26 protein-coding genes and 2 pseudogenes are annotated in these 25,286 nt (G+C 32.9%); 15 read left to right on the top strand and 13 right to left on the bottom strand.

The window, feature by feature from the left end:
* Positions 1 to 86 precede the first annotated feature (86 nt).
* Positions 87 to 848, bottom strand: a complete 762-nt coding sequence (locus tag BG04_RS28840; RefSeq protein ID WP_236702277.1) for an ISL3 family transposase — start codon at positions 846 to 848, stop codon at positions 87 to 89.
* 575 nt (positions 849 to 1,423) lie between these two features.
* Between BG04_RS28840 and BG04_RS30725 the strand changes: the two genes are divergently transcribed.
* From BG04_RS30725 to BG04_RS28825, 3 genes are all read left to right on the top strand, one after another.
* Positions 1,424 to 1,579 (top strand): hypothetical protein, encoded by a 156-nt coding sequence (locus BG04_RS30725; protein WP_155720770.1) that lies wholly within the window; start codon positions 1,424 to 1,426, stop codon positions 1,577 to 1,579.
* Between the two features lie 445 nt (positions 1,580 to 2,024).
* Positions 2,025 to 2,231: a hypothetical protein gene (locus tag BG04_RS28830; protein WP_034655714.1), complete on the top strand. Its 207-nt coding sequence runs from the start codon at positions 2,025 to 2,027 to the stop codon at positions 2,229 to 2,231.
* A gap of 647 nt (positions 2,232 to 2,878) precedes the next feature.
* Positions 2,879 to 3,151, top strand: a complete 273-nt coding sequence (locus BG04_RS28825; protein WP_034655711.1) for an HU family DNA-binding protein — start codon at positions 2,879 to 2,881, stop codon at positions 3,149 to 3,151.
* Between the two features lie 283 nt (positions 3,152 to 3,434).
* Here BG04_RS28825 and BG04_RS28820 read toward each other — a convergent pair whose 3' ends face one another.
* From BG04_RS28820 to BG04_RS28790, 8 genes and pseudogenes are all read right to left on the bottom strand, one after another.
* Positions 3,435 to 4,949 (bottom strand): glycine betaine uptake BCCT transporter, encoded by a 1,515-nt coding sequence (locus BG04_RS28820; protein WP_034655709.1) that lies wholly within the window; start codon positions 4,947 to 4,949, stop codon positions 3,435 to 3,437.
* Positions 4,950 to 5,929: 980 nt separating this feature from the next.
* Positions 5,930 to 6,142 carry an alpha/beta-type small acid-soluble spore protein gene (locus BG04_RS28815; protein WP_016766009.1) on the bottom strand — a complete coding sequence of 71 codons (213 nt, stop codon included), beginning with the start codon at positions 6,140 to 6,142 and terminating at the stop codon, positions 5,930 to 5,932.
* A gap of 141 nt (positions 6,143 to 6,283) precedes the next feature.
* Positions 6,284 to 6,391: pseudogene (locus BG04_RS30165) on the bottom strand (helix-turn-helix domain-containing protein); the annotation flags it as partial.
* Positions 6,392 to 6,505: 114 nt separating this feature from the next.
* A complete protein-coding gene (locus tag BG04_RS28810; protein ID WP_034655707.1) occupies positions 6,506 to 7,480 on the bottom strand; it encodes a zinc-dependent alcohol dehydrogenase family protein in 975 nt (324 codons plus the stop codon).
* A gap of 306 nt (positions 7,481 to 7,786) precedes the next feature.
* Positions 7,787 to 8,050 carry a hypothetical protein gene (locus tag BG04_RS28805; protein WP_034655705.1) on the bottom strand — a complete coding sequence of 88 codons (264 nt, stop codon included), beginning with the start codon at positions 8,048 to 8,050 and terminating at the stop codon, positions 7,787 to 7,789.
* Between the two features lie 477 nt (positions 8,051 to 8,527).
* Positions 8,528 to 8,710, bottom strand: a complete 183-nt coding sequence (locus BG04_RS28800; protein WP_034655704.1) for a YolD-like family protein — start codon at positions 8,708 to 8,710, stop codon at positions 8,528 to 8,530.
* A 44-nt stretch (positions 8,711 to 8,754) separates the two neighbouring features.
* A complete protein-coding gene (locus tag BG04_RS30160) occupies positions 8,755 to 8,928 on the bottom strand; it encodes a Fur-regulated basic protein FbpA (RefSeq protein ID WP_080743204.1) in 174 nt (57 codons plus the stop codon).
* Between the two features lie 809 nt (positions 8,929 to 9,737).
* The gene (locus BG04_RS28790; protein ID WP_034655701.1) at positions 9,738 to 10,322 is read right to left on the bottom strand and encodes a LysE family transporter; all 585 of its coding nucleotides are present in this window, start codon (positions 10,320 to 10,322) and stop codon (positions 9,738 to 9,740) included.
* 113 nt (positions 10,323 to 10,435) lie between these two features.
* Here BG04_RS28790 and BG04_RS28785 point away from each other — a divergent pair, with 113 nt between their 5' ends.
* The gene (locus BG04_RS28785) at positions 10,436 to 10,990 is read left to right on the top strand and encodes a helix-turn-helix domain-containing protein (protein ID WP_034655699.1); all 555 of its coding nucleotides are present in this window, start codon (positions 10,436 to 10,438) and stop codon (positions 10,988 to 10,990) included.
* A gap of 171 nt (positions 10,991 to 11,161) precedes the next feature.
* On the opposite strand, the gene BG04_RS28780 is transcribed toward BG04_RS28785, so the two are convergent.
* On the bottom strand, positions 11,162 to 12,052 hold the full coding sequence (locus BG04_RS28780) for an Rpn family recombination-promoting nuclease/putative transposase (RefSeq protein ID WP_080743202.1): 891 nt from the start codon (positions 12,050 to 12,052) through the stop codon (positions 11,162 to 11,164).
* Positions 12,053 to 12,770: 718 nt separating this feature from the next.
* Here BG04_RS28780 and BG04_RS28775 point away from each other — a divergent pair.
* The 4 genes and pseudogenes from BG04_RS28775 to BG04_RS28760 all read left to right on the top strand — a co-directional run.
* Positions 12,771 to 13,199 (top strand): annotated as a pseudogene (locus tag BG04_RS28775) (GerAB/ArcD/ProY family transporter); the annotation flags it as partial.
* Between the two features lie 263 nt (positions 13,200 to 13,462).
* Positions 13,463 to 14,302, top strand: coding sequence for an MBL fold metallo-hydrolase (locus BG04_RS28770; protein WP_034655697.1), 840 nt, complete (start codon positions 13,463 to 13,465; stop codon positions 14,300 to 14,302).
* A gap of 194 nt (positions 14,303 to 14,496) precedes the next feature.
* The gene (gene csaA, locus BG04_RS28765) at positions 14,497 to 14,826 is read left to right on the top strand and encodes a chaperone CsaA (RefSeq protein WP_034655695.1); all 330 of its coding nucleotides are present in this window, start codon (positions 14,497 to 14,499) and stop codon (positions 14,824 to 14,826) included.
* Positions 14,827 to 15,736: 910 nt separating this feature from the next.
* On the top strand, positions 15,737 to 16,333 hold the full coding sequence (locus BG04_RS28760) for a VC0807 family protein (RefSeq protein ID WP_034655693.1): 597 nt from the start codon (positions 15,737 to 15,739) through the stop codon (positions 16,331 to 16,333).
* 90 nt (positions 16,334 to 16,423) lie between these two features.
* On the opposite strand, the gene BG04_RS29195 is transcribed toward BG04_RS28760, so the two are convergent.
* On the bottom strand, positions 16,424 to 19,768 hold the full coding sequence (locus BG04_RS29195; RefSeq protein ID WP_051975661.1) for an Ig-like domain-containing protein: 3,345 nt from the start codon (positions 19,766 to 19,768) through the stop codon (positions 16,424 to 16,426).
* A 678-nt stretch (positions 19,769 to 20,446) separates the two neighbouring features.
* Between BG04_RS29195 and BG04_RS28750 the strand changes: the two genes are divergently transcribed.
* The 3 genes from BG04_RS28750 to BG04_RS28740 all read left to right on the top strand — a co-directional run bounded on the left by BG04_RS28750 (position 20,447) and on the right by BG04_RS28740 (position 21,698).
* Positions 20,447 to 20,863, top strand: a complete 417-nt coding sequence (locus BG04_RS28750) for a hypothetical protein (RefSeq protein ID WP_034655691.1) — start codon at positions 20,447 to 20,449, stop codon at positions 20,861 to 20,863.
* A gap of 107 nt (positions 20,864 to 20,970) precedes the next feature.
* A complete protein-coding gene (locus BG04_RS28745; protein ID WP_034655689.1) occupies positions 20,971 to 21,237 on the top strand; it encodes a hypothetical protein in 267 nt (88 codons plus the stop codon).
* A gap of 29 nt (positions 21,238 to 21,266) precedes the next feature.
* Positions 21,267 to 21,698 (top strand): hypothetical protein, encoded by a 432-nt coding sequence (locus BG04_RS28740; protein WP_034655688.1) that lies wholly within the window; start codon positions 21,267 to 21,269, stop codon positions 21,696 to 21,698.
* A 69-nt stretch (positions 21,699 to 21,767) separates the two neighbouring features.
* On the opposite strand, the gene BG04_RS28735 is transcribed toward BG04_RS28740, so the two are convergent.
* Entirely contained in the window at positions 21,768 to 22,160 is a 393-nt protein-coding gene (locus BG04_RS28735) for a UPF0715 family protein (protein WP_080743140.1), read from the bottom strand.
* 402 nt (positions 22,161 to 22,562) lie between these two features.
* Here BG04_RS28735 and BG04_RS28730 point away from each other — a divergent pair, with 402 nt between their 5' ends.
* Complete coding sequence (locus tag BG04_RS28730; protein WP_034655686.1) at positions 22,563 to 22,832, top strand: hypothetical protein; 270 nt, start codon at positions 22,563 to 22,565, stop codon at positions 22,830 to 22,832.
* A 37-nt stretch (positions 22,833 to 22,869) separates the two neighbouring features.
* On the opposite strand, the gene BG04_RS28725 is transcribed toward BG04_RS28730, so the two are convergent.
* Positions 22,870 to 23,373 (bottom strand): hypothetical protein, encoded by a 504-nt coding sequence (locus tag BG04_RS28725; protein ID WP_034655683.1) that lies wholly within the window; start codon positions 23,371 to 23,373, stop codon positions 22,870 to 22,872.
* Between the two features lie 151 nt (positions 23,374 to 23,524).
* Here BG04_RS28725 and BG04_RS28720 point away from each other — a divergent pair, with 151 nt between their 5' ends.
* From BG04_RS28720 to BG04_RS28710, 3 genes are read left to right on the top strand one after another with little or no spacing between them, the layout of a single operon-like run.
* Positions 23,525 to 23,977 carry a YoqH family protein gene (locus BG04_RS28720; protein ID WP_034655680.1) on the top strand — a complete coding sequence of 151 codons (453 nt, stop codon included), beginning with the start codon at positions 23,525 to 23,527 and terminating at the stop codon, positions 23,975 to 23,977.
* Positions 23,978 to 24,037: 60 nt separating this feature from the next.
* Positions 24,038 to 24,796, top strand: a complete 759-nt coding sequence (locus BG04_RS28715; protein ID WP_034655678.1) for a hypothetical protein — start codon at positions 24,038 to 24,040, stop codon at positions 24,794 to 24,796.
* A 25-nt stretch (positions 24,797 to 24,821) separates the two neighbouring features.
* Positions 24,822 to 25,250, top strand: a complete 429-nt coding sequence (locus BG04_RS28710; RefSeq protein ID WP_034655676.1) for a DUF3888 domain-containing protein — start codon at positions 24,822 to 24,824, stop codon at positions 25,248 to 25,250.
* Positions 25,251 to 25,286: the final 36 nt, after the last annotated feature.

Here is a 25,286-nt window from a genome sequence, read left to right as displayed (position 1 = left end):
GAAATATGCATTTGACGCGAAATCCAAGCAATGGATTTCCCTTTTCTTTCCACTCTTTCACTTCTAAGGCGCGTTGCCAAACTTGCTCAGCATACTGATGGCGTTGAACATCTGTCTTGCGGATAATAAGTGGTTCTGTTGTAGGATTTTTTATATTCTGTTTTTCTCCATATAGATGGAAAAGATTGTTGTAAGGTCTCTCGAATTGCTGTAAATAAACCTTTCAGAATATGCCAACGGTCCGTAATCTGATAAGCATGAGGCAGCGCTTGAGAGATAGCCTTAGCGTATGTGAAAGAACCATCACGAGTCACCGTTTGAATCGTTGGATGCTGTTCGAGCCATTTTACGACTGTTTCTTTATCTCTCCCATTTAAAATAGCGATGGGTCTTCGGGTTTCTTGATTGATAATAATCGTACCGTAACGACAACGCTTCTTAAATGCAAAGTCATCAATCCCAATATGAACCGGCGGTTCATAAGAAGGCAGCTTCAATTTATGAAGCAGGCGTAAAAGCGTATGATGACTGGTTACAATACCTAGATGCTTAGACAGCCGAGATGCTACTTTGCAGCTCGTAGATAGTGCGATTGACTTTAACATCTCTTGTAAACGTTTGGTTTTGCGTTGATAGGTCCCTAACCACGTAAATCTTTCTGTAAAAATAGCTTGTGGGCAACTACAGTCATCGCAAAAAAACTTACGTGTTTGTATCTTTATATATGTTGTTTTACCATACGCCGGTACATCCTGAAGGGATCGAACATATTGGCTATGAATACGGTGAGATAGAGTATGACAAGACGGACATATACAAGAGGAATGTTTAGATTTTACTAGATACATATAAGATTGATCTTCTTGTATAACTCGTAAGCATTCTATATTAGTGAAAGAAGAAAAAGGCATGTTGAGATTCGCTCCTTTTTATTTCACTATATCATCTATAAAGCACCTTCACCAAAAGTGAGAAAGAGCCATGCTATTTTAGCAGTCACATCACCAGAAGAAAGTATCAAATCCTATGATGAAGTGGTCTACTTTCCAGCTGATAAATATTCCAAAACGGCAGCGTTGTGAACATGCGATTGATAAAGGGTAGTCAGATATTTGTATCATTGATTGTAATAGGGCAGATTCTTGGATTTCTTATTAAGTAGATAAATTTGCGGGTGGGCCTAAAATTTTAATTGAGATTAAATAAGGAGAAATAAATTGCCTCAGGCTATTGTTATAGTATTAGCACTGTTTTTATTTATATCTCTTATAAGAAACAGGTTATTTAACGCTATTTTGCTTACAGGGGTTCCCCTGACAATCATTACAGTAGCTCATGAGAGTTTTGAACTATTGAGTATGCTTGATGTTTCAATTGATGGATAGGATAAATCTAAGGCATAAAAAGTAGGGTGAGTAAACTAATGAAAACAACTGATATTGTTTCAAAAGTAGATGAATTAGGGTGTATAGTTATTCACCCTGGACTACACAAGATATTGTTGAATCAAACAATAGAGAAAAAAACATTGAATAAGTGTTTATTAGGAAAGGATAATATTGAAATTTGGATATTATAAGGATTAGTCTTTTAGTGATGTTATTATTTGTTTTTGCACTCGTTGTTTTTTTGAAAAATCTAAAGGTGCTTGCCCAAATCTATATTAACAATACTCAAGCTTATCATAATGCATCCTATAGAAAAGAAGTAAGAAACAAACTTTTAATTAGATTTACATTAATTAATGGAGGTACTATACTAACTTTAGTTATTGCGTATTTTATAATTACGATTTACGTCTTTCAGTGAGAATGTTTTTTAAAGAACTTATATATAAGATTTAAAGATTGAAACAATTAAGAGAAACTTTAATAAATCAACGATATATAAAATGCTGTATAAATCATCAAGGCGAAAAGTAAACGAGCCCTTGGTTCGAAGTGCCCCCAATGGACTTTATTTTAAAGGGATTTGTTTTCTGATGTTGAAAGTAAAAATCATAGACTATAAAGGGGGGGAATACAATGAATCCATATGAACAATTACAATTAAATAAAGAAGTAGAAGAGATGGCTAAACAACGAATTGAAATCCATAAAAAGCGAATGGAATTATCTGAAGAGCTAGAAAATAACTGGGATAATAAAGAACTCCAAGATAGAATCATTGAATTAGAGGAAGAAAGCCAAAAACTCAAGAAAAAAATTGAAGTTTTACAGGCTAACTATTAAGCATCCTTTCAGGGTGCTTTTTTGGATTAGAGTGTTTTTACCAGAGCTATATGTGTGAACTTAAGTGAATTACTACTTTCTTACACAACCTCTAAAAGTTTTTCTATGAATGACTTCAGTGTCGAGATGTTCAGTTTAGAAAAAAGACAAGTAGCCTATTATTTATATTGGAATAACTGCATATAGCAAGCATCACCTATTTTGCTAGCATGGCCAACAAAATAAAAAGGCAAAAGGACGTTACTTCCTTGCCCTGTAAGCTTTTGCCCTATTATAAAATGTAGCTTTTTTTCATTCCTACTTCATCCATAAATACTACGACAGTGATCTTTCCAGACGTTCATTCTTTATATGCTTTATCCCACTCCTTTGGAAAAGTAATGATGGGAGGCCAAGGTGTTTCCCTTTAGATTGAGCAATATCTATGCCTTCTCGTTGATGCTTTAAAATAGTTGAAGGGTGCCAGTTTTATACTAATTTCATTTTCAGGTGCTGGTTACGGATAAATAATTTTTGCAAAGCATTGATTTTTATAGAAAGCAGGGTTTTCAGGCCCTTTATCTAATGTTATTAAGTAAGAAATATATAGAAATCATATTATTTTAGATTCTATACATTCTAAAAATAAGAGAATGAGGTGGATATGGATGAATAAAGCAGAATTAGTCAATACCGTTGCGATAAAAACATCATTAACGAAGCGAGACGCTAGAAAAGCTGCAAACGCCTTATTTGAAACGATTTCTGAAACTCTTGCTAAAGGAGAAAGAATCCATTTGATTGGATTTGGGAAATTTGAAGTGCGAGGACGTGCAGCTCGAACGGGTTGTAACCCACAAACTGGTGAAAAAATAAGCATTCCTGCTTTTGAATTTCCTGCTTTTAAACCGGGCAAGGATCTTAAAGAAGCTGTTAAATAAGTATATATTTAACATTAAAGTCGATTACTATGAAACTTTTTGATTGTAGAAAGCCTTTATCTTGAATAATACTTTAATTGTTTCGTCTTTTGAAATCAATAATATTTTAGCTGATGGGCAATGCTTTGCCCATCGATAGATTATCTAACCCCATTATTATCCTCTGGAGATCACGGAGTAACCTTTCTAACAAAATAAGAGACATAGAATAAACACTTGTATAAGCGAAATAACAAAAAGCACATTTGTTAACTGAAAGACAAACAAATGTGCTTTTTTATTACTATTTTTTATTTTGTTTTTTTAACTTTCCAATTCCAAATTCTTTCGCTTCTTTGTTAAGAGATTTAAGGAGACTAACCGTCATTAAAACCATAACAATCGAAAAAGGAAGAGCTGCAATAATCATGGTATTTTGTAAAGCCTGTAGGCCTCCTGAATAGAGAAGGACAAGAGCTATAGCTGTAAGTAACACACCCCAGATGACCTTTACACTATTACTAGGATTTTGAGAACCATTCGTTGTCATCATTCCTAAAACATAGGTCCCTGAGTCAGCTGAAGTGATAAAGAAAGTGCCAATAAGAATAATAGCTATGATTGATAAGGTTGTTCCCATTGGGTAGTTGGCAAATACACCAAAGAGTGATTCTTCTGTTGCTAATTTTGAAATAGAAGCAATCCCATCATGTTCAAGTAACATCCCTGCACTACCGAATGTAGCGAACCAGATGAAACCGATAAGAGAAGGAATCAGTAAAACACATACGACAAATTCTCGGATAGTTCTTCCTTTCGATACCCGAGCGATAAAGATTCCTACGAATGGAGACCACGCAATCCACCATGCCCAATAAAAGATGGTCCAACCATTGATCCAGTTACGATGTTCTTCATTAAGTGGAGCTATACGAAAACTCATATTAATTAAGTTCTGCAGATAAGCACCAATTGTATCTGTAAACAAATTTAACGTAAATAGAGTTGGACCCAATATAAACGTTAATAGAAAAAGTGCCAATGCAAGGATCATATTAGTATTACTAAGAATTTTAATCCCCTTACCTAAACCTGTTAATGCTGAAACTATAAATAAGATCGTAACAACTAACACAATAAGGAATTGACTCGTGAGATTGGAAGGAACGTTAAATAAATAAGATAATCCTCCGTTAATTTGAACAGCACCGAATCCAAGGGTCGTAGCAACACCGATAACAGTTGCAATTACGGCAATAATATCGATTATCTTTCCTATAAAGCCATCTGCCTGTTTTCCGATAATTGGTTTTAATGTAGCGCTAATTAAGCTACGCTCTCCTTTTCTAAAGGTAAAGTAAGCCAATGAGAGAGCAATAATTCCATAAATCGCCCATGCATGGATGCCCCAATGGAAGAAAGTATATCTCATTGCATCTTTCATTGCTTGATCTGTCCCTGTTTCCCCCGTTGGAGAGCTAATCGCATAGTGACTAATTGGTTCAGCTGTACCATAGAACACTAAGCCAATCCCCATTCCTGCACTAAAGAGCATAGCAAGCCAGGTTGGGCGTGAAAACTCAGGCGTGTCCTCCTCTTTCCCAAGCTTAATCCGACCAATCGGACTAACCAATAAGTACAAACAAACGATAACAAACAACGTTACAACAATTAAATAGTACCAGCCAAACGTATTTGTAATAGCATCTTGCAGGCTACTTGTTACATTTTCAAGTGTTGCAGGCATTGTAACTCCCACAAGAACAAGAAGAGCCAGTATGACTACCGAAATATAAAAAACTATTGAAACATTTTTCATGTTAAATTAAAAACTCCCATCTTTGATTCATTCGCAGAGGGTATTACTTCGATTGGAGAACATTAGAATATGCAAAACCAATTTAGACATTGTACTTTTTTATGAAGCAATAGTAACTAACCCTTAAAGATTGCGTTAATAAAATACCTTAATTAAATTATTTACACTTTACTTAGCTCATATTCCGTATTTAAAACAATTGAGCATTGAATAACTCTCGATCTGCCAATAAACTAAGGCGCCTCCCAAGAGCATTCTTTTTCTTATAATTTAATTAATACTCTTCATCTTTTTTGAAATGTCGTTTATTTGTCTGTTTTTTGTCTCGTGGACATGCTGCTCTGATGGACTTATTTCAGGGGATATTAGTAGACTGCTTACTAGTATAACACTACTCATAAACAAATGTCTTGTCACCGACTATTTTTATCACAATAATGTTTTTCTGATAAATATTAGTTTTGTCTAGTTTAAATCAATAATGTCAGTAGGATTAAAGTGTACATCTTACTGTATCCTATACATTCCTTCAATTCCTGTTAGATCCTCTTGGCAATCCGAAAGGGTTTGAAGTTTACTATAGAGCGTACTTATCTTTAAAATAATTATGTCACTATGTATATGGCTTAGAAATTCATAAGGGTTACGAGTGGGATCGTCAATAATTTTGTTTGTAAGTAAGGACTTTTTTGTTATATATTGTTGAAAAGGATATAATTTATTGAATAGAGAGGTAAACTAATAAGAGATTTGAATAATAAAAAAGTTAACTGGGGGAAAGAACTAACTCTTTCTCTAGAGGATGAACAACACAATATATTCTCTATTCGTTTATCGGGCATTACTGAAATTCATTAAGTCTATCATCGCGTAGTTACATTATTTAATATGCTTATTACAGGGAATGTTAATGATAACGCTATAAAAAAGAGGAAGAGAACTCTCTTCCTCTTTTTTATGATTTATTTACCTTATTAGTACTATTTCTTGTGTCCACCAAGTTGTTGTTCAGCTAATGCTACAAGACGTTTTGTAATTTCTCCACCAACGGAGCCATTAGCACGAGCCGTTGTATCAGGTCCCAGCTGTACTCCAAATTCTTGTGCAATTTCTTGTTTCATTTGATTAACTGCTTGTGCGAAACTAGGGACCACTAAATTATTTGTACGATTATTCTTTTGATTGTTTGCCATATTCATGATCTCCTTTTCTAATTTAATTAAACATTTATAGAATGTGAAGATTCACATCAATTTATACTAAGAATTTAAATATAAAAAGAGCTCTCTAATATATGAAGATTAGAGAGCTCTTTTATGATGGGAAATAAGTTGCTATTTACCTTTATCACTCCAGCATTCTAAAGTATCACCGGGTTGGCATTCTAAGGCTTTGCAAATTGCTTCTAAAGTTGAAAACCGAATTGCCTTTGCCTGTCCATTCAAAAAATAAATAAAAAACCTACTGAACAGTCAAAGATATAAACATTCTTTAGCTGTTTAAAGGGACTACCTTCATGTTATTAGTTTATATTTTATAAAGAATATTCCTGACTTTTAACTAGTTAAAAGTATTTTGCCCTTAATTTTAGTAGTAAGAGCTTTTTTTACATCTGAAAGATGGTATTGAACTTGAGGTTTTGTTAATATTAACTGTTTCTCATGAACAAATTGTATAAGCTGATAAAATGTTTCGTGCCATTTTCGTGTAGAGACTTTTTGATTCCAATGACGTAAATGAAATATATTTGTATTTATTTTATTGTTATTCATAATTTCTGTCCAATTGACAGGTATTCCTGATAAAAGACCTATAGTCAAAAATACTCCATTTAGACTGACACAGTAGGATAAGTTTGTACCAGCTGATCCACCAATAGAGTCAATTGCTGCTTTAGCTCCACGACCATTCGTCAATTCCATAACCGTATCGTAGAGTGGAGTCATCTCTGTATTAATTACATATGAAGCGCCAAGTTGAGTTAATTCCTCTGTGTAGATATTATTCCGTGTTACTGCAATCAAACGAAACCCTAAAATACGGGATAATTGAGCAAAGATACGACCAATAGAAGAACCGCAGGCATTTACTATTAGGTTATCTCCTGGTTTTAACGCTAATATTTCCGTACAAATCACCCATGCTGTAATAGGATTGATATAAAGCTGTGCTGCTATGTAATCTTCTAGATAATCTGGAACTATAATCGCTAGTTCAGCTGACGTTTTTACAAACTCCTGCCATGTACCTTCACCTCGTAATGGTAATACACGTTTGCCAAGAAACCATTTAGAAACAGATGGACCTACCTCTTCTACGATACCAACTCCTTCATATCCTGGAATGGCAGGCAAAGAAATTCGATTTGAATAGGCCCCTTTAATAGGAATTAAATCAGATGGATTGATTGGTCGAGTCTTCATTCGTACTAGCACTTCACCAACTCCAGGATCTTTCACTTGTTTATTTTCTATTTTTAGAACTTGTTGAGGTTCTCCGAATTCATAAAATTTAATGCTTGTTGCTTTCAAGATAGGTAGCCTCCTTTAGTTTGTTCATTTATATAGTTATATTGTACAACCTCTTTATTTCCAGTTCGCATCACAACTATTGCAGGTAGCTTGAAAGGAATTTTAGTTGGAGTTTTAATTCATATGATTTGGGTATTTTATTAAACTATAAACAAAAATATATAATCCATGCCGCGCAAAAATAATATTTAATTAACAAGCTGACTTATTCCGTACCAAAGCCAATACTAATACCCAAAAACATTGACTGCATTTAATAAAGGGATTTAGATATCTGAGGAAACGCATATATATCTTTATTTCTATTTATTTTTCAACCAGACCCATGACAAATGGAGTAAGGTCACTCAATTTTTCTTTATCGCTAAGGATTTCTAAAAAAACATTGGAGACACGTTCAGGTATAGGTGTTTGACTATCTACAGTTGCTGTCAAAAAATAATATAAAAAATCAAAATGATTTTCTCTTCTCATTGCATCAATTAAATAATAAGCATAAAGATTACTATTTAATAGCTTTCCTCTTAAAACTATTCCAAAATCATACAACTCGTTAACAGTTGTATTCACAAGCTCTCGTCCCTTCTAAGCTTTATACGGGTAAAAAATGAATTCTACATAAGGTTACTTGTATAAGATCATAAATATAATTGATGTATCTACTATATATTAAAAAAGGTTTATAACAGCAATAGACGACCTATTCATTTGGATTAGAATCGTGAGGTCGCCTACATTATTTTCATATTCATTTTTTATCCTTTCAGTTTGCTTTATCAATAGATTTATTCTTCTGTATTTTCATCTTCTAACTGCCTTGGACTATCATCATGACATTGATTAAATAAGTAAGGTACGAATGCAGTTCAAATCGGTCCTTCTGAATAAAATCAGACCATATTTATTTGTTTTCCTCCATCATTCCTCTTCCTTTTTTATTTCATTTCTTTATCTTTACGGTTTCCTAGCTAGTAACCTTTTACATGTACAAAGTGACCTTAAAAAATAGAGAAAACTCTTTACTAAACTAAAATCAAACAAAAGAAATCAATAAATATCTTCAACACCAGATAAGCGAATTAAAAAAATATTTTGTTTTTCATCTCTTAAAGACAGTGTCTGTTCATGGAGATTAAGATTATAAACACGACCTTTACACGTTTGTAGTGACTCATTTTCATAATAATGAACCGTAACTAAACCATTTTTGATGAGTTTTTTTAAAAACATAGATTAACCCTCCTTTTAACAAGTGAGTTTCAATTAGCAAAAATCTAAAAAGATAGATCTTGGATTGCCGGATTAACTATTTGATACTCTGTTTCCAACTCATGTAAGGTTAATTCATAAAGCTGTTTGTTGCCTTTTTTATAGATTCCTAAATGAATTAAAGAGTCTATAATTAAGTTTTTTTTACGTTGTATATCGGAGCAGATTTGTTTACTCATTACTTCACCGCCTAATTTTAGAATAGCCTTTTGTATGATTGTCGAACTATCTAATTCATTATAAAACTCGTCAGTTACAAGAAAATGAAAACCAAGTAAAACTAATGTAGTAAATAAGTAAATTCGATTAGTCATGTGTGTATATGTCCTATCTATTTACTTTAGAGTCAACGTTTATCGCATCAATTCATAATAAAAAATATCCTCATGAATTCCACTTTTAAGCAGTTCCTTTTCAAAACTCTTACATTCTTTTCTCCAGTGATCTGATTCTAAAATACAAAAGACTGTATTCATTATCCACTGTAATAATTCTCTATAAAAACTAACATTAGGTATATTATGGTATCCTTTTTTAATTAATGAAATACTTTCTACAAAACTTCCTTTAAACTTACATAAAATCACAAAGTAAGACTAAATAATCTCATAGTAGGTGATGAGTAGATGATTATAGAGTATGTACTCTTTTTTATATGCTGGAGGTTGGCCTATTGGCTTATCTTTTTCATGAAGTAGGAAAGAAATAGCGAGATGTCCCAACGACTAAAGAAAAATGTAAAAAGGAGCAAGAGGATTCTGGTTAATCAGATGTTTTAAGTTTTAAAAAGAGTGAAAATAAGAGTGAATAAAAAAAGAAAAGGAAAACTCCTTCTCTTTTACTATAATAGAGTGCAAAATATACGTTATAACGACCGATAGGACATTATTATTTTGTATAACGCGAGTATGACTCTTTAACAAAATGGATATTTACAACGTTAAAATTCTTCCATGCTTAAACTTTATTTTTAATATAAATTAGAAACTTATTTTATAAGAATTGAGACTGCACTATACATTAACAATAAAGCCATAACTATATTAAATTGATTTCTATACTTTGAGAGGAATTTTTGAAAAAATGAACCAAATAAGCTCCAACAGAATGTACTCATAAAGCCAATAAGAGCTAGAAATAGCGAATACATTAGTAAGCTAAAGTTTGAATTGTGATATGGAAGGATGAAGGTTGCTATGGCAGTTATACCATATAAAATGCCTTTTGGATTTATAAATTGTAAAAGCATCCCCATAAAAAAACTGTTATTCCGGTCTTCATTGTTATTTTCATTATCACCTCTACTACGAATAATTTTTATGGCTAGGTATATCATATAACCTGCACCTAGAATAGTCATAAAAAATTCAATTTTTGGGATAAAATTTTTGAGTAAAAGATTAAGATAGCTACACAACAACATGACTATAAGGAAACCTGCACCTACTCCTACACAAAACTTTAATGTCTTTTTCAAGCCATATTTGTTAGCGAATAACATGGCCATAATATTATTAGGACCAGGGGTGAAACTGGTTACAAAGACATATAGCAAGAATGATAATACTGGCATATTTGAACCTCCTTTAATATGTATATTATAATGTTCAAAAAGGACAATATAACGTCGTGCTTTTTATTTTACAATAAGGTCGTTATATTGTACATAGTTATAGGGGTGTAATTATGAAGGAAATAAATCTTATTATCGCTAAAAATTTGAAGGGATTTAGAGAAAGTAAGAAATTAAGTCTCGAAAGAGTCTCAGAATTAACTGGGGTAAGTAAGACTATGATAGGACAAATTGAAAGAGGAGAATCAAGCCCTACAATTACAACCATTTGGAAAATAGCCAATGGGTTAAAAATTTCCTTTACTTCATTAATAAATGATCCGCAGCCAGATACAAAAGTCATTTCAAAAGATGAAATTCAAATATTATCTGAAGACAATGGAAAATATCGGGTTTATCCTTATTTTCCTTTTGAGGACGATAGACGATTTGAAGTTTATTCTATAGAGATAGAAGAAGGAGGATCTGTAGAGGCTAATTTGCATAGAGAAGGAACGGAAGAGTTCATAACTGTCTTTGAAGGAGAGCTCACTATAAGTATAAATAGCAATGAATATATAATAAAGAGAGGGAATGCTATTAGCTTTAGAGCTGATAGGCCTCACTCTTATTATAATCGAGGAAAAACATTAACTCGATTAAGTATGATTATCTATTATCCAGTTTAAATTTCGTTTCTCAAGAACGAAATTTTATTTCTGTATTATAGGTTCTATACATCTCCATCAAATAGTTTTGTACCAGAAACGAAAACTCAATGATAGTAACTAAATTTTTGAAATCAGGAATAATAAAAAGATTACCTTATTATTGAATAGGTAATCTTTTTATTATTAATTTCACTGACGTCGAAGATTATTGATTTCCTCTTGTGACAAGCCTGTAAGGTCGCTTATCGTTTCATTGTCTATTCCTTTATGAATCATACCTAGAGCCATAGTTTTAATGGTTTTTTCTACTCCAATTTTCTCTCCTTCTATTTTCCCAAGGTTTTCAGCTCTTTTTAAAGCTGATTTTTCATCTAACAATGCTTTTTTTCGAGCTTCATATGCTAGTAATACTTCGGGATCTTGACTGACACGTTCCCATTCATCCATTGCCTTTTTCAATACCTGATCTTCTTGCATCGCAATCTCCTCCAATACCTGAGTGATTTCTTCATCTTCTGATGCTTCAAGTAATAATAACCATCGCACAAGTTGATCTTCACGTGGATCTACCTCTCTGTTACGCCACTTAATCAATAACTTAGGTAGCTCCATGAAATGGATTTCGAGCATATCGGTTAAGAGTACTTTCTGTTCTCGCTCGTATAACTGAAAGGTAGAATGATAATTAGTGATATGCGATAAATAACGGAAGTTAACAATGTTGATAGTAATCGTTTTACAGAGCTCTCCATAGTCCATGCCTTCTTTCATTTGGCTACTATACATCTTAGACCAGTAATAGAGCGTTCGTTTTTCCATGTCATGTTTATTATTAAGCTGAATTTCAATGTTGACACGACTTCCATCCTCTAACTGCGCGTGTACATCTAAAATCGAGCGTTTATCTTCTTGGTTTTCTTTATTAAAATGAGGATCTAATAACTGAACCGTCTGAATTTTTTTCTCATCTGGAAAACGAAGCGCCGCATTTAAAAAAGCAGCTAAAATGGATTCATTTCCATGTGTGCCAAATAACGATTTAAACGCAAAGTCGACACGTAAATCTAATCGTTTCGTCATAATATCCTCCATCATCTCCATGTTTGTTATTAGTATACCATGGCTGTATGGGTTCTTTCTATTTCTCGCTTTACGGCATAATAAAGTGGCCATCAGATACCTCTCGTCCTTTACTATTAATAATGATGAAAAATTAAAAGCTAAAAGCTTTTTAATACTTCTATAGAAAAAAATAGCTAAAAAACACGTAAATATCTTTTTAGACAAAGTTATATAACTGATAAAAAAACGCCAAATTTAAGTTAATTATCGTTTTAGCATGTTACTTACATTATAAAAGGCACTTGCTATATGCAAGTGCCTTTTGCTACGTTGATATTTCTAAACAGCTATTATAAAAATAGATGCTCTTAAAGAGGTGACGAGTTCATGTCGGAAAACAACGTCATCTCTTAGTATAGACCAAATTTCTTTATCCTGATACTAAAGTACAATAGTAAGAACACTATTTAGATCACCTTAAGTCCAGCTATAACAGAATAGATAGCCTTCGAGATAAGTTAATGTTAATTATTGGAAACCTATAGAAAGGATTTTAAGGTTTATTTACCTTAAAAATACTCTTTCTTTGCTCCTGTTTAACGCGTTTTAAGCGTAATTCTATTTTTTTATCTAACGTTTTATGTACGATTTTGATGATTGTACATATAAACAGTAAGATTACAGTTATAATTACAGGTCGTGGTACGTGAAAGCAGAAGCAAAGTATGGCTACACTATTATCATGCTCATTAATATTAGTGTACTTGGCGTTAGTCTTACTGAACGTTCACAGTTTCCCCTTCTCAGTATCGTACAAAGCATTCAGGTAGCTGACTTTCTCGAACGTCTTTATGTTTTCTTTATGTTTGCTTTGATTATTACTAGCTTTGTTAAGATAAACGTGTTTTTTTATGCTGTTGTAATTGGAATGACGAGCTTGTTTAAAATCCAATCCCCTTCCCGAATGACTTATCCATTGGGATTAGTTATTCTATTTTTATCCATGACAATCGCGAGCAATTATCAAGAACAATTCTATGAAGGGCAGACAATAGTACCATTTATTCTTCATCTTCCTTTCCAAGTAATCATCCCACTTCTACTTTTAACTGTTGTTTTCTTGAGAAAAACAAGAGGTAGAGTAATGAAAAATTCAAAAAATTAGTCAAGAAAACAAAAAAAGATTTAAATAAACTGAAAAAAGACATGCAAATCTAATGGAGAAAGCCAGAATAAGTGGTCATCAGCCCTTTGTTTTAATGGTTATGTTTGAACTGGCTAGTACGTTATTGGTACCTAGAAAATTCATTATGGTAACTAAATAGGTATATGTTATGCAAATAAAATACAGATTCCCTTTTGTTGGTTAACAATAATTCCCTTAATTTAGTTATAATATATGGAAATCAAGAAAAGGTGGATATTTATATGAAATTATCAGTACTTGTAGATAATAATACGTTGATTGATCGCTATTTCTTAGGAGAGCCAGCACTTTCATTCTTTATTGAGGAAGACGATAAACGAATTTTATTTGATACTGGCTATTCCGATGCTTTTATAAGAAATGCAGAGAAGATGAGAATTGATTTAAGGAACTTAGATTGGGTAGCCTTATCACATGGACATGTGGATCATACTTGGGGGCTTACACATTTAATTAGCCTGCATATGGAAGCCAAAAGTGAGGCTTTAACTCATCATACCCCTACAATCATTGGTCATCCGTTAGTTTTTGAAAGCAAATTACTTGATTCAGTAAGCGAGATAGGGAGTGTCTTATCTTACAATAAATTGAGCAAACATTTCCCTATTAACTTATCTAAGCAACCATTTTGGCTGACTGATAAATTAGTGTTTTTGGGTGAAATTAAAAGAAAGTTTAATTTTGAGGGCAAAGAATCTATTGGAAAAGTTAACACTGAAAAAGAAGAATTTGACGATTTTATTTTTGATGATACTGCATTAGTTTATAAATCATCGGAAGGGTTAGTTATTATGGTAGGTTGTGCCCATTCGGGGATATGTAACATTATTGAGTATGCAAAAGAGGTATGTAGTGAAGAAAGAATAGTAGATATTATAGGGGGATTTCATTTATTGAATCCATCAGACTTTCAACTAGAGAATACCGTAAAGTATATAGAAGAACTTGATCCTAATAAGCTACACGCTTCTCATTGTACGGATTTATATTCTAAGATAGCCCTCTCTCGAGTTGCTGATATAGAAGAAGTTGGGGTAGGTTTACGACTAGAATATGTTTAAGTAATTTATATGGGTTCCTGGAACATGTTTTATGTTAAGTATGTTTAACTTTCTTACATCTTATAGTTGGACAATATATTCTTAAGACAGGACAAAAATACCTATTTTCCTGATGTTAGAATCAATAAGGTCAAAGGGATAAATTAAAGGTTTATACAATGTATCTCCAAATAATAAAAGTGTAGGTGATAATGATGGCAACAATCGATGATTTTTTCAAATTAGATATTCGTATTGGTACTGTGGTAAAAGCCGAACCATTTCCAGAAGCAAGGAAGCCTGCAATAAAATTAGAGATAGACTTTGGGGAGCTTGGAGTAAAATGTTCTTCAGCTCAGATTACAAAACGCTATAAACCAGAACAACTGATTGGATCTCAAGTAGTTGCCGTGGTGAATTTTCCTCCTATGCGTATTGCAGGTTTTAAATCCGAGGTACTAGTCATAGGTGGAGTTCCAGAAGAGGGCGATGTAGTCCTATTAAGGCCTAGTGAGTTTGTTAAAAATGGTACACCGATTGCTTAGTAAAGTCATCAAAGAAAAATGAACTAATTTATAATTAAAATAAATAGAAAGGCACTAGTCTTGAACTAGTGCTTTTTTATTTATGCTGTTAACTTACATTACGTTAAGTAAATAATAAAGCATCTTGTTAAATTGATTAGTTTTAACTTCAATCGAAGTTGCGAAAAATAGTCAATTTTACTGCTGTTAATATATCAATCTATCTTCTACTTACCTTTTAAGAAATTGTTTTATTTATAATAACCAAATAGAAAATTAAAAATCATTTAACATTCATATATCTTAAATAATATAATCTCTATTAAAAATAAAATATAAACTTATTTTATAACTAGGAGTAAATGAATAAATTAACTTATAAAAATTTTAGTTTTACTATTTACTCTACCTGACGACAAATATGGACCTTTCCTTCTTGTTATATACCAATCTATCTTCTATTCACCTATTGATAAATTGGTATATCATATTTATATAAAGTTACAGATTGAAAGTTTTTATAGCATATATGTAAATGGTATAACTAACTTATAAAAAGTTAAGTTATATTATTTACTCTACATGACGACAAATTGTGGGTTTTTCTACAAGATAAGTAATAGATAATGTATTTATAGGTAAAATACTTTATCTATTAATCTGATAAAAACAGTAATAATCAATTGTCCTTACAGACTTTATATAACTCCTTGAATATCCCCACCAAACAAATGGGAGGGGGATATAAATAGATGAATAGATATCAGTTAATACATAATAATGAATTTTTAAATTTTGAAGTATATATACATTTAATAAAGAGGTTAATTTCTTCCACCGTGTCGAATATATTTTTACATGTTCCTCTTGCGAAAGTTGTGTAAGGTTCAATAAACCATCATGTAGAAAGAATGAAAGGAGGGTGTAGAGAATGAAAACAAGCAAAGTGGGGATAATTGTAAGTGTTATCATCAATATTGTTTTACCATATTTAATCTATACCATTTTAAAAACGCATATAACAAGTATTATTGCATTATCTTTGGCAGCATGTGTTCCATTAGTAGATACATTTTATCATCTCATAAAGGATAAAAAGTTGGATACGTTCTCTTCTTTTATTTTTTTAGGAATTGTTCTTAGCATAGTGGCCGCATGGATTGGAGGAGATGAACGTTTTATTCTGTTAAGGGAATCGTACGTTACAGGTATAATGGGACTTGTCTTCTTACTTTCTATATTGACACCGAAGCCACTAATCTATTACTTTGCAATGAGGTTTACAGCAGATAAATCCGTGATTACAAAACGATGGGAAGAAGAGGGATCATTTCGTCACTTTATACGAATAATGGCAGCTGTTTGGGGTATCGGACTGATGATAGAAGCGTTGGTGAAAGTTGTCATTGTGTATGAGTTCCCTATCTCTAAAGCTTTAGTCATTTCTCCTATTGCACAGTATATCGTTATTGCCATTTTAATTTACTGGAATATTCATTTTGTCAAACAACGTAAACAAAAAGCGTAAATAAAAGAGGTCACAGAGAGCAATTCTGTGACCTCTTTTAATTTAAAGCCAAGACAGTACTACTACATGTCTTGGCTTATTTCTGGCACGTTATTTAACTACTGTTATGCTTCTTACTAGACTTTCATTATTAGCTACATCTTTTGCTGTAATAGAAAGTTTTATTCCTGTCTTTTGCTTAGGAATAGTAATTTTGAATTTTCCTGTTTTGTCTGCTACTCCGTTTCCAATAATAGTTTTTCCAACCTTTATTGTTATCTTTGCACTTACTTCGGTTGTACCGGTTACTATTGTTGTTTGACTCGTTATTTTGTTTACATTCGGTGGAGTAGGCGCTGTTTTATCTTGAACAGTCTTAACAGTTGCTGTACCTTCGTTGCCTGCTACGTCTTTTGCTGTTATTAATACTTTTGTTCCGGCTTTTTGTTTTATTATTTTAATACTAAACTTTCCATTTTTATCTACTTTTCCACTTGCTAATACTTTTGTTCCGGCTTTTATAAAAACGGTACTATTGAGTTCAGCTGTTCCCGTTACTACTGTCTGCTGATCCGTAATATCGTTTACTTTTGGAAGGTTTGGAGGAGTCTTATCTAGTACGACTACTGTTGTATATGGACTATACCCTCCTGTATTTTTAACTGTTACTAATATTTTTGTTCCGGCTTTTTGCTTCGGAATAGCTACAGAAAACTTTCCTTTTACGTCTGTTTTTCCGTTACCTATAATTGTTGTACCGACTTTAATATATACAAAAGTGTTTACTTCAGCTGTACCAGTTACTACTGTACTATTATCCGCAACAGCATTTACTTTTGGTGCAATTGGTGTTTTAGGCTTTACTGTAACTGTTGTATACACTGCCTCACTACTGTTACCTGCTGCATCTTTTGCGGTCACACCTATTTTCGTAGCTGCTTTCTGCTTGGAGATCTCTATAGAAAATTTCCCAGTTTTATCTGCAACTGAACTTCCAATTCCTTTTGTCCCTACATTTGCCGACACAGTAGCCCCAGCCTCAGCCGTCCCTGTGAGAATTGTATCTTGATCTGTTATTGCATTTACCTTTGGTGGGGTAGGTGCCGTTTTATCCTTGACAACTGTAGTTGCTATTGGACTTTCCCCTACGCTATTCTTAGCTGTTATCAATAATTGCGTTCCGGCTTTTTGCTTTGGAACTGATACATTAAAAATTCCTTTTTCATCTGTTTTTCCACTGGCGATTTTTGAGGTGCTTGTTTTAACGTCGATTACTGTATTTTGTTCTGCGGTTCCACTTATCACTGTGCTATTATCGCTTACTTCATTTACCTTTGGTTGATTAGGTACTTTTGGTGTTAACTTAACAGTTATTTGTTTAGATAAACTATTATTCCCATTTGAAGGTTTTACTTCTGTTGTTAGAATAGTGTTAGCTTTTTGTTTAGGTATATTAATTTTAAAATTCCCATCACTTCCAGCAGTACCTTTTGCAATAACATTTGTCCCAACTTTTATAGATATACTTGCACCATTTACTGTAGTTCCAGTGATAACGGTATCCTCGTCAGTAATTCCGTTCACATTTAGTAACGCTACATGAAGCAATTCATATGGTCCGTATATTTCCTGTCTCTCGGCAGTAGTATTTTTTATGGAGAGCTTTTTACCACCATCCACAACGTAGTTTGCTTGTGAATTACTTATACCTTTTTCTTCATTACCATTTGAAGAATACCATGTATATTCGTGCTGATTGGGAACAGTAAACGCAGATTTTGGATCTTCAAAGTATAAAAAATCTCCAGGTTCCATTACAATCGTTGCAATAGCTGGATCCTGTACACGCTTAGGTTCTTCAAAAGCATCGTAAGGTCCGTATATAACTTGATCAGAAAGCATAGTAATAACGGCCCTCTTAGCCTCCTTAGAAGGAAGTTTTATGACTTCTTCTCCATAATTCCAATTACTATAAAAATCAGCCAATCCATCTTCTTTATAGGTGGCAATAGTAAACCCTTCAGGAATAATAAAATCTGAATTAGTATTGTACTCTAGATTCTCACCTTTTTTTACGGCAATTTCTTTAAGAGCTGGTGTTTCAACTATTTCCGGAATGTTAAATGTTTCGTAAGGACCGTATATGGTTTGGTCCCTCTTGACTGTAATAACCGTTCGTTTTACTTCATTTGAAGAAAATTTATTAAAGCGCTCACTGTAACCCCCTTCTGTATAGAAATTAGCTGTTCCATCGGATTTATAAGATGCCTTTTGAAACTCGTATGGAACTGTAAAATCTGTATCTCCCTTAAATTCTATAGTTTGCCCTTTTTTAAGGTTCATTTCTTTTAAAGCTGGAGATTTACTTTGTTCAGGAACTTTAAATGTTTCATAGGGACCATATACGTCTTGATCCTCCACCATTGTAAAAACTGCTCGTTTTGCTCCAGCATCTGAAAGGTTATTAATTCGATGGCTATAATCTGAGTCATTATAAGATAAAGCCGTTCCATCTTCCTTGTAGTATACACTTTCATAATGACTTGGTATTGTAAACTCTGAACCTCCCTTATACTCCCAATTATCGCCTTTTTTAACACTTACCTTCTTTAAAGCTGGATATGTACTTACTTTAGGAACTTTAAATGTATCATACGCCCCATATATTACTTGGTCTTCTGACATAGTAAGGACAGCCCGTTTTACTTCATCTGAAAACCCAGGTAAAAACTTGGTGAAACGATCACTAAAACTGGAGTCATAATACGCATAGGCTGTTCCATCTTCTTTATAATAAGCACTTTCATAATGACCTGGTATCGTAAAATCTGAATCTCCTCTATATTCCCAACTGTCGCCTTTTTTCATATTCACCCTTTTAATCGCCGGTGTTTCACTTCTCTTTGGCATTTTGAATGTATCGTAAGGTCCATATATTACCTGATCATCTTTCATTGTAAAAACAGCTCTACTAATTTCAGCAGACTCAAATGTTGAAACATGGTTGTGATATTGAGACGGATTATAAGCATAAGCTGTTCCATCTTTTCGATAATAAGCACTTTCATAGCTATCGGGTATTGCAAAATCTGAACCGCCAGTATACTCTAAACTTTCCCCCGTTTTCATACTTGCTTTCTTCAATGCAGGATGATCGACTTTTTTATAGGGTTGAGAGTAAATACTTACCGTTTCAGCTACCCCACTTGTGTTTTGAATAACCATTCGTTCATCGTTGTCCATAACCTTATGTCTTGTTGCATAATAGCTAGCATAATATTCTTCTGCCGTATTACCCTTATAACGTACAAAGTCATGTACATCACTAACCGTAATAATTCCATCTCCTAAAATTTCTATTGTTTCGTTAGGTGCTAAAGTAATAACAGATTCTGCGCTTGCAAATCTCGTTGGAAAAAGAATAAAAGCTACAAATGCAACTACAAATATAGCCATCAACCTTTTACTTCTCTTTTTCATATAAACCCGTTCCAAACTAAATCCCTTCTTTCGTCCGTTGTAACATAGTAGTAAATATCTAAGATAAAAATCACTGCTAATTAACTATAATCGGATAAGAAGGGATTTGCTATATAATTATTAAATAAATATTAACTCTATTTTCAAAACTTCTAAGTTCTTATATAAAGGTATATCTAATTTCTAAATTCAAGTTAGTTTAAGTAGAAAAAGACGATATCCATCGTCAGTAAGCATACAGATATAGGTATAAATAAAAGGAGCCTTCTCAGTGCTTGTGAAAGGCTCTTTTTGTAGTTAGAATGTGTACCATTTGATTTTCGTCAAAAGGCGTTTCAACATCTGCGTTATACATTCTCATGCAACCTTGACTCACGTATTTCCCAATGCTGCTTTCACTGTTATTGCTTTAATTCTGTTAAGTTTTTTGTATCCAAATTATTAAATCAAATCTAATTTATAGCATGTTAATTAACTGAATTCATTTAATTAAAACAAACTCAAACGTTCATATATATTTATTAATTTTCATATATTTTCTTTTTTTATAGTGCTATATTATTATTCGTGGAACACTTCTTGTATAAGATCAAGTTTTAATAATATTGCTATCTCTTTACAGTAAAATCTATTAGTTAAAGGAAGATTGTATCTATGGCCTACTTGATACGCAAATTACACCTATACCGTTGGGGTTTTACCAGTGTTTTAATTATCTTTGCTGGAATGTATCTTTACTATTTTTTTAGTAGTCAACCACATCTTACTGGTCAATCACCAAGTAAAGTATGGAAAGCTGAATACACACGTTATGATACATATTGGGAAGGAACCCTAAAGCACTCATCTGAAGGTAATGTTACATTACATAAGTTTATTATTATAGAGAATGGTCAAAAAGTGAACTATTCTCCTGATAAGGATACAATTTCTCAAAAATCCTTTGATTTTATGTCTTTAGGTGACCGTCCACAAAAAAATGAGACTTATATAGTTCAAATAGAATGGAATGATTCTAAAGGAAGTCACAAGGAAACATTTCCATTAGAGCGATCATATAATCCTTTTTAGAAATATGGACTTACCGAAGAGGGTAGTCGAAGATAACATGATTCAATTTAAGTTAACATGTGGATGATAATCAGTTATATAAAGAAGATAGTTTTTAGGGAGATTATATGAAAAAGAGTTTACAGTTATTTGGTACAGTTTTATTTATTTCAGGAATTATATTGTTTGGTCTTATGCATTTAGCTATCGCCTTATATATCCCACATCTAGGAGAGTGGAGTGACCCACCTGGTAAGCTAATAGTGGTACTGGATGAAATTATAGGATGGTTTCCCTATGTGTTGAGTATTTTATTTATGTTACTTGGAGGGTCTATGTTAATTTTTGACTTATGGAAGAGCAAACAAAAAGAACAGGTGGGTAAAAAAAGTTGAAATGAATATAAAATCAAAGGAGAGCTATTTTGAGAGATTTTATAAAATTAGTTGTTGCGGCCTTTTTATCTACTATTTTTCTCAGTACTGCCTACGGGATAATTAACTTAACACCTAAAAGTGAGCAAGAACCTAATATTTATTACTTTGGTTTTACAGATACATTTGTGTTTACATTCATTTATACTTTTCCCGTTTATATAGTTGTTGGAATTATTTTCTCTTATCTAATCGATATGATGGCAAATAAAATGCAGACAACAAAAGTGTACGTTTCTAAACTAGCAATGTACTCGTTAGTAGGGGTGATTCCTGCGTTAGCATTTTACTTTCTGTTCACAGGAATCAAGTTAGATTACCGATTATTATTTTATTTTTTTGCCTTAGGTATTTTTGCATCAAATATCTTTTATCATGTCCTGCTACTTATAAATAGGATTCTTAACAAGCAAAAAACTTAATTAAAGAGCCAGCTGTCTGCTCACAACAGCTGGCTCTTTTATGTAAATTAGTTACTTTAGGTTTGAATTTTAATAATAGGGATATTCCTTCTTGTTCATGATAACGGAATCCCAAAACCAGTATATGATGGCTGCACCTACTGCAAATATAAACATTTTACGATAATTCCATATTGGATCAGACCAATTTCCTTGAAGCTTATAAGAGATATAAAGGAATAGGATTGCTACGACACAGTAGGTAAATAAGTAGAAAACATTGAACTTCTTAGGCCATTTATTTAGAAATATCTGCAGTGGTACGGCTGCAACAGAATAAGGAATGATTGTAATAAGTAAGATCATAAAAAATGCAATGACAGCTCTATAACTAGGCTCAATGATAATAAGAAATATGGAATAAGAGATGCTAGAGCTAATAACTGTCAACGCATGATATGGTAAAAGCTCTTTAAATGTCACTGGCTTTACACACCCTTCTGGTCTATTCTACGGATGTATAGTATATAAAGATTAAAGCTAATTAACTTTCGTTTTTTTATTGAGCTTTTTTGATAAATAAAAACAAACTAATCCAGCACCTGCTACCTTACAAAAAGGAATAAATACATAAGACGGTGCGATTAAAACAATAACGAACAAATAGGCACTTATAGCAAATATAAGCCAACTTGTTATAAGTAGAAAGCTAGATAAAAAATCCTTCACAGACTTCATCCCTTACAAAAGATTTAAAACTATATTGTTTTATCATAACAGATATACTATCCTGAAAGCCCATTTTTTTACATAGGTGGTTTTATATTAACTAACAGATAGATAAATAGTATAATTAACCATATATTTAGTTCTTGGAGGATCAAATTGAAGAAACGTTTTAGTCAATACTCTTTGTGGTTATCGTTGCTTGGAATTGTTATTGGAGTGGGACAATATTTCACGTCAATATATAGCTTAAATATTCTTTATATGGGAGTCGTTGTTTATCTTGCCGGCTTTACATGTGGAGTAATAGCTTTTGGAAAACATGAAAGAGGTCTAATGAAATACTTTAGTTTGACCTCTTTTGTCGTAATCCCACTACTTATTATGTTAGGTATGCTATTTTTCGCAATGAATTTTGGTGAAAGTTAAAAGAAGCGAGCACAGAATGCTTGCTTCTTTGGTCTACTTAATCAGCACATTTGTCCCAATTAAAAGGCTTTTGCTCAAGCTTATCTGCTTTTTTTTCATCGACTGTCATAACAACCCAAATGTTCCCCATTTTATTTAATACTTTCAATACGTTATTTCCGTCAACTCTCTTATAAAGGAAATATCCTCTTGTTCCTTCTAAGCTATTCTCCAAAAACAATCTCATTGATCCAATGCTACCTCCGACAAACAAGTGTTGCAATGAGATCTGATCAGAGTGGTCATTCATGCTATCTCCTACTTTTAAATCTAATTCTCTGTTTGTGAATTCCTGAAACCCAGATAAATCTAAGCTATAACTTTTAACAATATCTTTTAGCACCCTATCATCAAGTTTTTTACGATACTTTTCAAATTCCTCGCTACAAGCTTTCTCAGGTCGATTTCTTTCTTCTATTGAATTGGCAAATGCAGTTCCGTAATTTATTCCATAAGCGAAGATACCAATTATCAGCAGTAAAAGAGCTGCCCTTTTATTCATATATCTCACCCTATATTCATATTTTGTTGTATTTTTGCCCAGTTAGGTTGTGACTATTCTTCAGGTTTCCTGAAGTAAATGCTGCTTTGATTCCATCATAATAATAATGTATTCAATAGGGGATAGTAACTAAGAAATGTGAGGGAATAACATGAAAAAACTTACCTTAGTTATAGTCTTGTCGTTTATAGTACTTGTTTATCCATATCAAGCTAATGCCAGTAAAATGCCTTGTAGTTTGATATTAGAACCTATAGATAAACATTTAAAAAACGCAAAAGACACAGCCTTAATATACAAAGTACAATTGAATCCACCTAGTTTTCCTCGAACAAACATTAGTATTTTAGGCGTTCACCTTCCTAAACCTTCTTCATACGGACGCTATGATGGATATGAAGGGGTTGCTTCTGTACCTAATGAAGTAAGTTGGAGGTTCCGTATGTATCCCACGCCTGAAGATGAAAGTCCTACATGGGCGGGACGTTTCGATTTAATTACAGTAGATATGAAAAATGTGAAAATACAGATTCGTCTTTCGAATTCAAAAACAGAAAAGCTTGGTCCTCCTATACTGCAAGCAAGAATGGCTCTATGTAAGTGACTCTTTTACGAACCTAAAAAACAACGCAGGTGTAAATTTTAAAAAAGGAATGTACAAAAAATGAAACAGTTTATATGCTTAATTCTTGCTATTGGTTTCCTATTTTCAGAAACTCCAATGGCTTCGGCCTATTCGGATACTAGACCTGCTTTGTACAACTTCGTTCATTCTTTGACGAGAATGGGAAGTGAACAAGCAGAAAAATACGTAGCTCCAAACGTAGATATTCCAGAAATACGTGAAGATACACCTTTACTTACCATACAAGGGTTGCCTTCATCCAAAGAAAATGAACTAATCCTTATTGGATATTTTAACGATAAAAAAGTAGCAAATGAGAGAATCGCATTCATTTGGAAAGTCTCATTTACTAAAACTCAAATTACAAACATAAACGAAGTATACAATGGATCTAACCCTTTTATGAATGAAATCAAAACCATTGAAAAATACGAGAAAAGACATCATGTTGATATACTGAAACCCACAATTTTTCCTTTTGAAGTCACACATGTTGACACACATCAGGATAAGGATGCGTTAATTATTCGTTACCGAAATGATAACTTACACGGCCTGTTTCAGTTAAAGGTAACAAAGACGAGTCATTCCTTAGAGGAATATGCAAGCAATAATGTTGTATCGTATACGCTAAGGGATGGTACGAAAGCTTTGTATCAGCCAAACTATATTCCAGCAAAACAACTACTGTTTCAACGAGGGAAAATACGATACACCATTGGAATTAGTCAATCTACAAAGAAAAATGTTGCGGTGAGTAATTTGCTCCAAATTGCAAATTCTATGATTTCAAATTAAAAGAATTTAAGAGGTAAATGTGAACATGAGAAAAATCATCGTAGCTATTTTTACTCTGTTGCTAGTATCAAACGCTTCATCAGCTTATGCAACGAGGGACTTACCCACTAAGACAAAAGCAACTCGCGAAAACATTTTGGAAGATGCCGTGATTGATTTATTAGATAGTCAAATGACACAAGCAGCAGAAAAATACTACGGTGCAAAAAATAGTAAGGGAGTACGGTTTGATTGTCAGCAGGTATTATCCATTAAAAAATTGGACCATCCAGGTTCCATGATGTTTGAAGCAATACTTGAAGGGGTGTCATACTTTGGCCCTCATAATTCACCTTCTCATATTTTCAAAGTGACGATTAGAAAAGATTATCACACTAACGGTTGGGAGATGAAGTCATTTAAAGTAAGAAATTTGAAACCTCATGAAGTGTATGAGTGCAGAGACCCAGCTTAGAATTCTTCATTTAAACTTTCTGCTTGAATGAACGGA

The sequence above is a fragment of the Priestia megaterium NBRC 15308 = ATCC 14581 genome (genome assembly GCF_000832985.1).
Taxonomy (GTDB): domain Bacteria; phylum Bacillota; class Bacilli; order Bacillales; family Bacillaceae_H; genus Priestia; species Priestia megaterium.
This window is presented reverse-complemented; position numbering and strand designations above follow the sequence as displayed.